Source organism: Streptococcus parasanguinis (assembly GCF_001074805.1).
GTDB lineage: Bacteria > Bacillota > Bacilli > Lactobacillales > Streptococcaceae > Streptococcus > Streptococcus parasanguinis_A.
In genome coordinates, this window is the sequence record NZ_JUPI01000054.1 from 31,221 (window position 1) to 43,536 (window position 12,316).

The window sequence follows — 12,316 nt, forward strand, 5'->3', positions numbered from 1 at the left end:
CTATACTGGTTTCACTATCGACTGAGCTTTGAATGAAAGTAGGAGGATTTGATGGAAATCAAAAATCACTTTGGCGTCTACGGAGTCTGTCTTCAAGAAGGGAAACTGCTCTGCATTGAAAAAACGAGAGGACCTTATCAACATCGTTTTGATTTACCGGGTGGTAGCCAAGAACTAGGGGAAGGGCTGACTGAGACTCTCAGGAGAGAAGTTCTGGAAGAGACAGGTTATACGCTAAGTCATTATTCAAATCCTAGGATGTATGACATGATGGTTCAAGAAGAGGGCAAGACTTCTGTCTAAGACGGTTGATTGAGCGGTCAATATGGGTTGAAAAAGTAAAATAATAAAGTAAAATAATAAGGATAAAATGAGTCTAGTAAAACCGCTAGGCTCATTTTCTATTTTAGCTTTATGGAAAGGGAATCTTATGGTATGATAGCCTAAAAGGGACCTGTAATATGGAGGTCAAACTATGGAAAGAGAGACTCAAAAAGGAGAAGGGATGCTAGTATTAACAGACACAGATCCAGCTATTTCAAGCGAAGATTTTTTACAATTTGAGGAGATTCTTGGAAAGAAATTGCCAAAATCTATGATGGATTTTTATCTCAAGTACAACGGTGGCCAGCCCCAAGTAAGGGGTGTTCACGATGATTATCATCTCTTTCCTTTCAATTCCTTTGATTCACTTGAAGAGATGAGGAAGTCTATGAAATGGTTTGACGATGAGGCTGTGCCTACGGGATTTAAGGCTACAGACCTTCTCCATTTTGCCTATGATCCTGGATCAGGCAACTATGCTCTTTCTTTAAGGGCAGAAGATTATGGCAAGGTTTACTTCTATGTTTTAGAAGAAAAAGCTGAGTTGTATGGTCAATGGCCATCTTTTGAGGTTTTTTTGAATTCCTTTGTTGAAGAGTGAGACTAAAAAGGAGAAGAGATGCGGAAACACCAAGAACTTTCACTAGAGCAGATCATCGAGCAGGTGCGCGTGGACAAGTTGGTATCAGATGATTTTTGCCTCTATGGCAAGGAGGATGGAGAACTAGCACTAGCTAGGTCCTATTGGGTATCAAATTATCCGGATGTCGTGGAAGACCGTGATATTTACCCTGCTGATGCAGTGGAGCAAGATCTCCAGCTAGTCTACTATGGAGAGCAGTTGATTGATGTTCTTTCGGTTGCACTTGAAGAAAAACCAGAGGCTAGTCACCAAGACTTGGTCGACGCTTTGAATTATTATAATCAGCACGATAACTTTATGTCCTTTAATGATTAGCTAGGCCGATTAGAGAAATAGCATCCGAAAGGAGGAAAGATAGTGATGAGAGAATATAAATTTAATATCCATAACGAGATGTATGTAGCAATTCCAGAGGAAAGAGAAAAGGTCTGCCTTGCTTTAAGTGATTCTTTAGAGGTTATCAATGAGGAGTTGACTCCGTCTTATAAAGCAAAATTCGATAATCTACTGGATCAATCATCAGTATGGTATCCAAAAGCTTTGGAAAAAATTCAGGAGGAATTTCCAGAACTAGCGCACGCCAGACTCCTATCCATTTTTATCTTGTCTGAACAGACGGACATAGACCTGATTTTTGGTTTGGAATTTGGACTAAGAGAGGACTCGGAGCATGGTAGAGGACTTAAATTCTCCCTCAATAGTCTTGAAATTTTAGAATATGGTTTAGGGGAAGTCGCTTACTACTAGGTCTAATCGATAACAAAAGAAGCACTAGAAAATGGAGCAGGATATGGTTGAGAAAGATGGGATTATCATAAAGGATGGCCAGGTCATCCTAAACAGTGGTGAGAAGCTATCGATTGAAAATCTAATAGAGGAAGCGAGTAGGATTCGTTTCATTAGTAATCAGCACTTTAAGGATACAAGCATCAGAATACTAGAGAGTTCACGAGTCATATTTGAAAACTGTATCTTTGAGAATGTCGTTTTTAAAAACTGTGATTTTAGGGAAATCGGCTTTAAAAATCATACAGTTATTCGAAACGGTACTTTCAAAAGCTGCAATTTAAATGGAACATTATTTTATGACAGTCACATTCTATCGTCAACCTTCCTTTCTTGTCAGATGAAGCGTCCTTTTTTGGAAAATGTCAGCGAGATGAGAGATTGTCTCTTTAAAAAGTGTAGGATGAACGATATTTACTTTCCCCTACCAGAATTTCAGTATAATAAAATTGTTGGAAAACTGTCTGAATGTACCTTTGGTTCGAAAACAAAGAAAGTAGAAAAGTTGTATGCAGATCTATCAGAGGCTCATCTTAGTTTTGTCGAGTTTACAAGGTGTGATTTAACGGAGACCATTCGTCCCGTGGATCCAGATATTCTCTATATAAAAAATCTGGGTGAACGGTCAAAGAAAGCTCAGGAAAAAATTGCGACGATCCAAGATGATAGAAAAAGGCGAGCTCTTTCTATCTATACAGAGAGTTGGATAAATGAAAAGTATGTGGATTACTTGATGAGTCGCAAAGATTACAAATGGGCCTGGGATGATTATTTTGAGGATGTGTCTAGGTGTTTGGGACTTGAATGGAAGTAACTAGCTCTTGTTTGAAAAATGACTGAGATAGTTGCAAATAGGTAAGCAAGAAAAGGGAGATCGGATAGAGAAATGACAGTCAATATCGATGAATTAGTGAAGGAGCTTGGTTTTTTTGTGGTGCCTACAGAGGAGAAACCATTTAGTTTGGATGAAGCCCGTTTCAACCTTTTGGCATATTTAGAGGATTATTCCAAAATGGGATTTTCTTTTGTCAAACTAGCTAATGAACTAGTCGAACTAAGGAAAAATCAGGAGAGCTATAGGCTTTTTGGCCAGTGTTTTTTAGGTGCCTTTGTGATTAGAGAACAGGGGCAGGTCTTCTTACTTTGCAATCAAGAAGGAAGGGAAATTTTTCAAGAAGATAGAGTTTATGTCAATTCTTCCTTACATACTTTTGTTTCCTCTTATTCGCTCTTTCTATCAAGCATCTTTCTTTTGAAAGCAAAGTTTTATGAGATTGAGCAAGATGAAGTCGAAGAGATTGCAGCAAACTTGAAGGATCAAGTACTTGCCTTAGAAAAGCCCCTTGAACAAGAAGTTCCTTTCTGGGAGCACATGGCCTATTTGATAGAAGATGATGGAATCGTTCTAAGAGATGATCTCTTTCATATCTTAAATAAAGAGCAGTAGGAATTAATTATGGAGAAAAAATTGCCCCAGATAAAGATTCGTGAGTGGAATGAAAAGCCAAGAACAAAACTTCGATTTATTAAAATTGGTGATATTTTTTGCTATCAATTTTCGGAGGAAATGTTTGTATTTGGTCAAATCCTTGGAAAAGTGAATGTTGGTCATGTCATCCAATTTTTCGATTTCTTTCAAGCAAGTCCTACTATAACAGTTGAGGAGCTAAGTCGTGCTCAATTTATAGGTAAGCCCATCATTGTAGATTCCTACACCTTGTTTGATCGAAATCCAGTATGGTCTTGGCAGATAATTGGTCATCAAGTGGATTTTGATCCAAGCCCTTTTAAGGATTTAGCCTTTAAATGGGGAGATCCAAATGGTTCTCACTTTGGGAAGGTCTGGCTAGATGGTAGGCGGGAACCTAAGATTTTTTCTAGGGAAGAAGTTGAGGACCTAGACTGGGAAGCCTGTGTCGGAAGTATTGTTTATAACAGAATCTTGGAAGAAGAACTGGACAAGCAAATGAAATAAAGGAGTTTTAGATGGACTATGTAGATGAGTTAACTTCAGGACGTACGCCCTTGGTAAAAAAAGTTGCGAAAAAAATTTTAAAGGGTAAACTAAAAGGATATGGACCATTCTTGCATCAGGCCTTGGAAGGGGAGATGGAAAAGCCTAAATCATGGGAATCACAAATGTACTTGCTCTACGCCATGGCCGCAACGGATTGCACAGAAGAAGTCCCCTATCTCAAGTCGTTGCTGCTGAGAGATATTCCAACCCCTGTAACCTACCGCTCTCTAGCAGTAGCGATTGCTTATCTAGAAAATTTAGAAACAGAGAACTTGTCTTTCGTTTATGAGTCCTTGGAATCGAATAACTCTTTGCAAGCTGCTGGCGCTTGTGCAGCACTCTATATGAGAAAGATTGTGCTGAAAGATGATGATTTTGAGAAGATCATGACCTTTATCACCAAGGATGTTTATTTGGAAAATATAAGAGGAACAATCGCTCCTTTTATGTTCATTTTGGCTGCATCTTATCTATATCCAGAACAGAATCGCCAGAAAATTGTAGACTTTTCTCGTCAATTTAATGAAGTACATATAAATACAATCATTGATGATGTATCCAAAGGAAAGGACGGCAGGAGGGTCAGTCTATTCTAAAATCTCCTTAAAGAGGGAAACAATAACTCTTAAAAACAAGACTTTTATTCATTTTAAAAAAAGGAGTTCATATTGTGAAATGGTTTGAAAAAGCAGTGGGCAGGGAAAAGATTATTCATCTGTTTGATGGTGATTTGGAATTGAAGAATGTATTTCTTGATACTGTATTATGTTACGATTACAAATTAGATCTTGTCCTTTATGTATTTGATTTGCCAACGAATTTCCCTGAAAAGTGGCAGAAAAGTGCATTTAATGCCATAAAAATTAATTTAGAGTTTTTTAATTTAGATGAAATCCATTTTTATTCTAAGGGGATTCATAAGGTGAATGGTCAACTGAAACTGCTCTTTTTAGAAAAGAAGGTTGAATTCAATTTTATAAACCAAAATGATGTGATGTTATCGGGATCTTCTGACCTTGTTAGAATTGCTGAGATTGGTCCTGTGAAGATTGATACTTAAAGATGTATTCCTAGCTTACTTGCGGAGATTCTGGATGATCAAACAATCCTCTATTGCTAGGAGGGAGACCACGACTATGGGAAAAAGTGAAGGAAGAGCACAAACATTAGACCTTGACCTAAGGCTAAACCTTTCTACAAGAAAAAAACTGCGAGACCACGAATATGAAGTTAGAGTATTTCGAATTAGATAAGCCCTATGTGGAAAATCAACAGAGGATTGAGGAGCTGATGGACTTAGCTGCGCTAACCTACGAGGAAGCTAGAGTTGAAGATTACCGACAGAATTGGAAAGACCTGCGAAGAGCATTCGTATATGAATCCAAATGCATGACCTCTATGGTAGAGCGCCTCTTTAAACCAGTTGTGACCAAGCATTGTTGGAAAATCATCGTAGAATGTGTAGATACGATTAGCAATCCAGCTATCATGAATCTACTTGGTGTCTATACTGTTCAGGTCTTATTTGATTTTTCTAATTATGAAAGCTCGAGTCCATTGGAACAGAAAAAGCTGCTCTTAGAGGCCTTGTTAAAAGGAGTAAAGCGCGTGTTTGAGGAGCTCTCTATTCCATACTCCTTGATAGAGGATGTAGTCAATGAAATAGAGAAAAACGATTATGAAAATAGCTGGGAGTGGAAGAGGAAGAAGATCCAATCCACGATCTTTTCCATTCAAGTGGAGCATCAGCTGGATAAGGTGGATTTGTTTTGGAAGATAGAGCAAAAGGATAAGAGCATCCGTCAGTTGATTCAATCCTACCCTGCTCATGAGATGGACTATGGGGCTAAGCTTGGTAAACTGGAAGCAAAAGGTAACTTCCTATATCTGTTGGATAAAGAGAATGAGGTTGTGAGCAAAATTTCTGTTTCAGAATGATGGAGCACAAACAATGAGTGACTTAAAAAAGAGATTATCTTTATTAAAAGTAGAAAAACGAATCAATCAGTTGAAGGGGATTAAGGATGTTCATTTTCTGACCGATAAACCTAAAGAAATTGCTTGGTATGCTGGGGAGTTGAATCCTATAGACTCTCCGCTTCCTTGTCTTTATGAGTTTCCTGTTACCCTTGAGACTAAAGATCTAAGTAGACCAATTCAAAGTCTTGTTGGCAATAGCAGTCGGTTTATCCTAGTTTTTTGGGAGTTTTCACCAGTTTACGTCTTGTTTCAAATGGAGTCTTTGGATGACTTTTTGCCCTCTTATTCTACTGAATTTTCTACCAGAGACATGACGCTTTTCTTTCGAGACCAGGAAAAAGTATTGGATCTCCATTTAGCGGAGGATAAAGTAGAAGTGAGAGTCTTGGAGAATAAGGCTAAGAACCCGTAGGTTCTAAATATAGAATTAGTCGATGAAAGAGACAGAGAGGAAAGAATGCCATTCTTGGAAAGACAAATGGTAAAGGAAGATTCTAATGTGTGAAAAAGAATATTATTATTATGGCAATAGTGAGTTTATGACAGGCCTAGGAGTTATTTATACAGAGTTTACTGGTCAGCGTGCAAGTCGACAAATTAACGTTTTGAATGGGCACTCTTATGCTTCCTCTTGCCTACAGGATTATGTTCCAGAAGTAGGGTTTCTACTCTATGATGGTCGAAAAGATGAGTTGGATCTATCAGACTCCATCAAGATTAGTCAAGAGGAATTTGAACGAATTTGGGCTCAGGCTGTCGCTAGCGGTCAGAATGATACCTAATCGTCAGTTGAAAATAGCCAAATATAATCCCAAAAATGTGAGAGGAGTCTAATAATGATGTTCAATTTGTTGAAGGAATTTGTAGAAGTCTATCATAGAAACAAGGGCTTAGGAGAGCTTGTATTTACTAGTGACTGTCTCCATGTCGAAAAGCCAGATTTGTCTGGTCAATTGAAAGAGTTCTACCAACATTTGAGCTTTGAGGAAGAAGCTTATTTTAGAGGAGCTCCCTATGATCTTGCTCTAATTCCTCTCCCTCTATGTGAAGCTGCATCAGAAGGATGGCAGGATACTAGCTGGAAAGAGAGTTATGTGGTTTTTGCTCACATGATGGGGGATGAGCCAATTTTTTGTGATCTAACTAGCGAGCTTAGTCCTGTATTTGGCAAGATTCCTGGGAATTCCAAGCTCTATTGCTTAAGCCCCTCTTTATCTACTTTCTTGTCTACTTATAGTCAGATGAAAAAGCTAGAAATCACCAAGTTTGAGAATGACATCTACATTGATGAGGACTTGTCGGACTATAAAGAAGGTTTTTTAACAGGAATCATGGCTATTATCGAGGAGCAACTTCCTGAAGCCTATCGAAAAGACTTTATTGAATTTATGCTTGGCTAAAGCCAAAGATGAAGAGATGAGAAGCAAATGAAAATGAAGAATTTTTTAAAATGTTGTGAAGATCTGGTCATACAAGAAAGTGGGGCCTCAGCTCTTGAACTAGAAAAACTCAAAGCCAGACAGTTTCCGCGAGCTCACTTGGATTTGCTCTCCATAACCAATGGCTTGGAATTTTATGGTTGCTATTATCGCTTGTTTGGGACGGATTCTACTCAAGCTATTACGCTAGATTCCTGGAATTCGGATGAGGTATGGAAAGACGTCTGGAGAGATTATGTATCAGACTACTATTTTTTTGGTATGTCTGCTATTGGAGATCAATTCGCTTATAGATTGAAGGATGGGAACATTCAAAGTCATCAAGTTTATTATTTAGATGGGATTACTATGGATGTCATCGAGATCTACGACAGTTTTGAAGCATTTTTTGAGAGGGAATTTGTTCTGAAAGCCCAAGGTGGGATGGAATCTATTTTTGTTTCTGCTAGGGAACGATTTGGAAATCTAGACCTCTCCAGAAGCTGTATTTATTCCCCTTCCTTAATGATAGTGAATGATCCAAGTGTTGAAAATCTCATGCTTTTACCGACAAAGGATGTCATGACCATCAATGGGGATTTGTTTGTTCAATTGTCTGATTCAGAGGAGTCTATTACGAAACTAGAGCAATATCTAGACGCTTCGGGTAGAGCCAGAGTCAAGGTCATTTTTGATCGAGATTGAGCAAGCAGGATATAGTTTATTTAGAAAAAATACTCTGAAGATTCGTGATTTTAACCTTTTGGCGACAATCGATGATTTAGTCTTCTAGTCAGGGTGTCATTGTAAAATGATTTAGGTTGAAAATAGAAAACGAAGCATTTTATTCATGAAAAGAGGTGAATAATGACCAGTTTAGATAAATATTTAGAGATCATTAAAAAAGGATTTTCCGAAAGAGAGAATCTAATGGCAATGGAGCCTCTGCATTCTATTGAAGAGATTGCACCATTATTGGATGAAAAATTGACTTATAATGAATTCATCGATATCAATCGCTTATTAAGACAAAAGTACATTGTCGAAAACCCAGAGGAGATGCTGAAAGATGTAGATTTTAACCAGCTTTCTTTACCTAGCAATACGAGGGTGATTTACTTGATGGGAAGTAAATCTGATGTGCTAGACTTTTCAAAATATGAACAAGTAGAAAAGATTTTAATAGTTGGGGCTAGAAAAGTAAGAAAGATCATCTTACCCCAGAATGATTGTGTGAAAGCTCTAGGGATATCTTCCATGACAAATTTGGAAACGATAGAGAACATTTCTTTTCATAAAGGCATGCGTTATCTGCACTTTGATTATGGTGTAAAGTTGCCAAACTTTTCTTTTATTAGAGATTTAAATCAGTTACTCTATCTTTCATTTACGGCAAATAAAAAATTACCAGAATTGGATTTTATCCATCCATCTAGTGAGCTCCGTTTTTTAGATTTTGTTGACACATCTATTTTTAACTATGCATCAACAGTTAGCTACCTGAAGAGTCTGAAACATCTTCGTTTTTTAACAACGGGAAGAACGAATCAAAAGCAAAGGGATCTTCTTAGAAGCGAGTTACCACATGTTTGCATGCGTGAGGAGTAAAAAATGCCTTTAATCCAGCTTTTTATGACCGATGTCTTCATAATAAACGAACCTTTAGTCCCGTTGTTTAAGTAGGAGGAAATATGACCCATACGAATCTAGCAAAAGAAACCTTACTCCAGTTTATGCAGGCTATGTATTCTTGGGAGAGGAAAGCCACTAGGAGCCTAAGAAACCAAGCCGATAAAGAGATGTTGAAGGATGAATTAGCTGCTATATTTGATCAGTTTTGTAGATCTAAAAAAACACTCAGAGAAAGGGAAATATCTTTATCTGTTCGATTTCCATTTGACTATAAATTAGAAACGCATCCCATCGTTGCTGAAGAGCATGACGTGAATCAAACTTACTTCTATATCAAGGAGAATCGTTCTGGTTTAGAAACTCTCTATCGTTTTCGAATGGTGTTTCAAAAGGGGAAATGGTGGATTGATAAGAAAGAATGGCTTGGTGATGGGAAGTGGATCAATTCTTCCTTGTGATATACTGGATAGTATAGGAAGTTGGGAAGAGAAGCACTTCAAAATACAGTAGTAGTTGGATTAGGCAATGACAAGTGTAAGTAATGAAATGTTAGAGGTCAATATGAATAAAACACTTTCAAATCAAAAAAGAAAATTAACAACCATTAGAAATCAAATACTCAAGGCGAGAGATTTTCACTTAGAGCCAGAAAACCTATCTAATACTGAAGCCATTTTAACAGCTCTAAAATCTGATAAGAAAAGCGTTAAAGTTAACTATGAAGAAAATGGTGAGATAAGATCATACCTGTATAATCATGTAGATATGATTGATTCTATAAGTCCGTATCCTCTAGTCTCTAATTTTATAGAAAGTAAAACATCTGAAACCTATCAATCTTTGCTAAATGGCTGTTTTTGTTCTGTAATGGCAGACATGGCTTCTGCTAAATATTTGGCTAAAGGGGGCTCAAACTTTGATACAGATATTTGTTTAAATATCTTATTTGCCCTTGCCTATTTGGATGATATGTATGTAGAGTTTTTAATTGATAAATTAGCCTATTTTAAAGAAGCTCAAGTTGAAAAAGGGAAAAAAGTTATTTTCTTTTCAGCCAAGAGTTTATTGCCTTTAGTCGTTTTTCTTTATGGAAATGGTAAGGGTGATCGACTTGCTAACCTACTGGAGAATGCTTGTGATGCCAAATATCAACCCTTGGACAAGAATCCTTATCAGAATGTGAATGATACCTATAAACAGGTTATGGAAACTATTTTTTCAGAGGACGATGATGTTTTTAGAGAAACAATTTTATCCATGTGTGATTATCATTTAGCAAATACCAGAGATAGTCATTTAGTAGATTTCAATACCTTACTCTGGCAATATTTCCCAATTGAAATCTTGGTTTTATTAAAAGAACGTCAGAAAAAAGGTCTCTCAATAGATGGAATTAGGCATCCCTTGCTTGATGACTTTTTACCCTATTTCATGGATGACTTTCAGATATCCGAGCAAAATAAGATGATTTTAGGAACAATCTTAGACTAGTTGTTTATAAAATATGGAAAATATACATACCCAATTTATCGCTATGACAATTGAATCAAGTCGGGATTACTGGTTTAAGATAAACGAATATCAGGCTATTCAAGTACAAATTTATCTAACTTAAGATAAAACTAATTTTCTTACTGTGAAAATTTGTAAGAGGGGATTTTTCTTTTGATCAATTAAATGATGATTTTAGAAAGGAGACTATATGCCACTCATAGAAGAATTAACATCAAAGCGTTCACCTTTAGTTAAGAAAGCAGCTAAGAAAATTTTAAAGGACAGACTAAAAGGATATGGGCCATACTTACATAGTGCTTTAGAGGCGGAGATAGAAAAAAAAAGAGCTTGGGAAACTCAAATGTACTTGCTCTACGCTATGGCCGCAACAGATTGTGCAGAAGAAATTCCCTATCTGAAGTCATTGATTCTAAGAGACATTCCAACACCTGTAACCTACCGCTCTCTAGCATTAGCCATTGTCTATCTAGAGAATTCAGAAATAGAGAATTTATCATTTGTTTATGAGTCCTTGGAATCGAATAGCTTCTCGAAAGCTGCAGGTGCTTGCGCTGCTATTTATATGAAAAAGTTAGTACTTAAAGATGATGATTTTAATAGAATTATGTCTTATGTAACTCAACCTAAATACCTTGAGCATATTGGCAAAGTCACAAATCCATTTTTATTTATCTTAGCAGCATCTTATTTGTTTTCTGAGAGCAGTCGAGAGAAAATTTTAATCTTTTCAGAACAATTTGACGTTCAATTAGTAAAAGATATTATTTCGGATGTTAAAAAAGGAAAAGATGGAAAGCGTATTAACTTTTTTTAAGGGTACTTTATTATGAATAAATTTGATATTGATTTGGATTCTGTCGTTCTAACATCTACATATATTTTGGTTGATAAACAACCCATTTTACATGTGATATATGAAGATGATGGTAGTGGAATTTCTTGGCAATTTCATTGTGGAAATGGTGATTATTCTATGGATAAACTTCGTTTAGTATCCTTTCGGGATATTCTTGCTTTAGATGCAACAATTGAAAAACTTTATGACTTACCGGTAAATCATGAAGCAACAAGAAAATCAGTACAGGACAAATGGCAATATTCCGCTTTATAACTCTTTTAAACATTTGTCAGGAAAAGTAAAATAGCATGCACTGACGGTTATTATGTTCGTATTTGAAGTTAAAACTTAATGACTAGAACAGGCTTAGTAATGCAGTTACTTTATTGTGAATATAGCGCTCCTCTCGATGGTGCGCGTTTCCTGGTGCGTGCCTAAAATCTTTATAAGCTAATAAGAGAGAGCTAGAAACGCGTTGTACTGAAGGTAATATAATCTGTGGTATGACAAGATTCTATGTCAACACCCCTACGACAATCTAGGCAGACACACAAGCAGAATCAAAACGGGTTTTCAGCCCATTAGACCTTTTACAGGCCCAAGGCGGTGGTCGGCGTAATGAACTGACCGAAGAACCAGTCAATAATTATCAATCGAATCACACCGACCAGTTTTAATATGTTGTGGTAATCCTAGGAGCTACAAGAAAATCCCTCACAAGAACCGGTTATAGAAAGCCAAGACCAAACTGAAAAAATACCGGCAAAACTGATAGCCTTTCATCCAACGAAACGAGCGTAAGCCAACTAATTCAAGGCTATCGCTATCTGTATAAGCAAAATCAGTTAGTTGCTGAAGCACCATTGCAAATCACATGTGCGGAAGGTAATCTAGCACTTACCCAAGCCAACTGGGCTGATGCGATATACTGGCTGTATCAGGAAGATGATTTCACCCCAACAGCACGTTATGAAAAAGGCCAGTTACATTACACTGTTGCCGACCAGGTAGGGACGATTACCGAACTTTTAACCGAAGACGGGTATATCGACTACAGGCAGAAATTGAACCTATGGGACGAAGCAGAGATTGACGGTCACCGCCATTATGCTGCAAATGATTCAAACCCTTTAAAATGTAACCACCGTTTTGTAGGGCAATAT

The 12,316-nt window shown here is 37.1% G+C and carries 19 protein-coding genes and 1 pseudogene; all 20 read left to right on the top strand.

The features are described from left to right. Positions 1 to 51: 51 nt before the first annotated feature. Positions 52 to 291: pseudogene (locus ADI76_RS04010) on the top strand (NUDIX domain-containing protein); the annotation flags it as partial. A gap of 214 nt (positions 292 to 505) precedes the next feature. Then, entirely contained in the window at positions 506 to 925 is a 420-nt protein-coding gene (locus ADI76_RS04015; protein ID WP_193390723.1) for an SMI1/KNR4 family protein, read from the top strand. A gap of 18 nt (positions 926 to 943) precedes the next feature. Continuing rightward, the gene (locus ADI76_RS04020) at positions 944 to 1,282 is read left to right on the top strand and encodes a DUF7716 domain-containing protein (protein ID WP_049514863.1); all 339 of its coding nucleotides are present in this window, start codon (positions 944 to 946) and stop codon (positions 1,280 to 1,282) included. A 45-nt stretch (positions 1,283 to 1,327) separates the two neighbouring features. Next, positions 1,328 to 1,714 (top strand): hypothetical protein, encoded by a 387-nt coding sequence (locus tag ADI76_RS04025; RefSeq protein ID WP_049514864.1) that lies wholly within the window; start codon positions 1,328 to 1,330, stop codon positions 1,712 to 1,714. A 43-nt stretch (positions 1,715 to 1,757) separates the two neighbouring features. Then, a complete protein-coding gene (locus ADI76_RS04030; RefSeq protein WP_049514865.1) occupies positions 1,758 to 2,567 on the top strand; it encodes a pentapeptide repeat-containing protein in 810 nt (269 codons plus the stop codon). A gap of 72 nt (positions 2,568 to 2,639) precedes the next feature. After that, entirely contained in the window at positions 2,640 to 3,200 is a 561-nt protein-coding gene (locus ADI76_RS04035) for an SUKH-4 family immunity protein (protein WP_049491580.1), read from the top strand. Positions 3,201 to 3,209: 9 nt separating this feature from the next. Beyond that, entirely contained in the window at positions 3,210 to 3,728 is a 519-nt protein-coding gene (locus ADI76_RS04040) for an Imm26 family immunity protein (protein ID WP_239683618.1), read from the top strand. A gap of 11 nt (positions 3,729 to 3,739) precedes the next feature. Next, on the top strand, positions 3,740 to 4,366 hold the full coding sequence (locus ADI76_RS04045) for a hypothetical protein (RefSeq protein WP_049514866.1): 627 nt from the start codon (positions 3,740 to 3,742) through the stop codon (positions 4,364 to 4,366). Positions 4,367 to 4,440: 74 nt separating this feature from the next. Beyond that, complete coding sequence (locus ADI76_RS04050) at positions 4,441 to 4,830, top strand: Imm50 family immunity protein (protein WP_049514867.1); 390 nt, start codon at positions 4,441 to 4,443, stop codon at positions 4,828 to 4,830. 164 nt (positions 4,831 to 4,994) lie between these two features. Next, on the top strand, positions 4,995 to 5,708 hold the full coding sequence (locus ADI76_RS04055; protein ID WP_049491593.1) for a hypothetical protein: 714 nt from the start codon (positions 4,995 to 4,997) through the stop codon (positions 5,706 to 5,708). 13 nt (positions 5,709 to 5,721) lie between these two features. Beyond that, a complete protein-coding gene (locus ADI76_RS04060; RefSeq protein ID WP_049491595.1) occupies positions 5,722 to 6,162 on the top strand; it encodes a hypothetical protein in 441 nt (146 codons plus the stop codon). Between the two features lie 85 nt (positions 6,163 to 6,247). Then, complete coding sequence (locus ADI76_RS04065) at positions 6,248 to 6,532, top strand: hypothetical protein (RefSeq protein WP_023917559.1); 285 nt, start codon at positions 6,248 to 6,250, stop codon at positions 6,530 to 6,532. A gap of 54 nt (positions 6,533 to 6,586) precedes the next feature. Continuing rightward, complete coding sequence (locus tag ADI76_RS04070; protein ID WP_049514868.1) at positions 6,587 to 7,150, top strand: hypothetical protein; 564 nt, start codon at positions 6,587 to 6,589, stop codon at positions 7,148 to 7,150. A 27-nt stretch (positions 7,151 to 7,177) separates the two neighbouring features. Beyond that, positions 7,178 to 7,873: an SMI1/KNR4 family protein gene (locus ADI76_RS04075; RefSeq protein WP_049491597.1), complete on the top strand. Its 696-nt coding sequence runs from the start codon at positions 7,178 to 7,180 to the stop codon at positions 7,871 to 7,873. 162 nt (positions 7,874 to 8,035) lie between these two features. Further along, on the top strand, positions 8,036 to 8,776 hold the full coding sequence (locus tag ADI76_RS04080; RefSeq protein WP_049514869.1) for a hypothetical protein: 741 nt from the start codon (positions 8,036 to 8,038) through the stop codon (positions 8,774 to 8,776). An 83-nt stretch (positions 8,777 to 8,859) separates the two neighbouring features. Then, positions 8,860 to 9,258: an NTF2 fold immunity protein gene (locus ADI76_RS04085; protein WP_049514870.1), complete on the top strand. Its 399-nt coding sequence runs from the start codon at positions 8,860 to 8,862 to the stop codon at positions 9,256 to 9,258. A 103-nt stretch (positions 9,259 to 9,361) separates the two neighbouring features. Beyond that, positions 9,362 to 10,291: a hypothetical protein gene (locus ADI76_RS04090; RefSeq protein ID WP_049514871.1), complete on the top strand. Its 930-nt coding sequence runs from the start codon at positions 9,362 to 9,364 to the stop codon at positions 10,289 to 10,291. A 211-nt stretch (positions 10,292 to 10,502) separates the two neighbouring features. Then, entirely contained in the window at positions 10,503 to 11,129 is a 627-nt protein-coding gene (locus ADI76_RS04095; RefSeq protein ID WP_049514872.1) for a hypothetical protein, read from the top strand. A 12-nt stretch (positions 11,130 to 11,141) separates the two neighbouring features. Continuing rightward, complete coding sequence (locus ADI76_RS04100) at positions 11,142 to 11,426, top strand: hypothetical protein (protein ID WP_049514873.1); 285 nt, start codon at positions 11,142 to 11,144, stop codon at positions 11,424 to 11,426. A 590-nt stretch (positions 11,427 to 12,016) separates the two neighbouring features. Next, a partial coding sequence (locus ADI76_RS11580) for a hypothetical protein (protein ID WP_204374220.1) occupies positions 12,017 to 12,316 on the top strand: 300 nt, incomplete at its 3' end.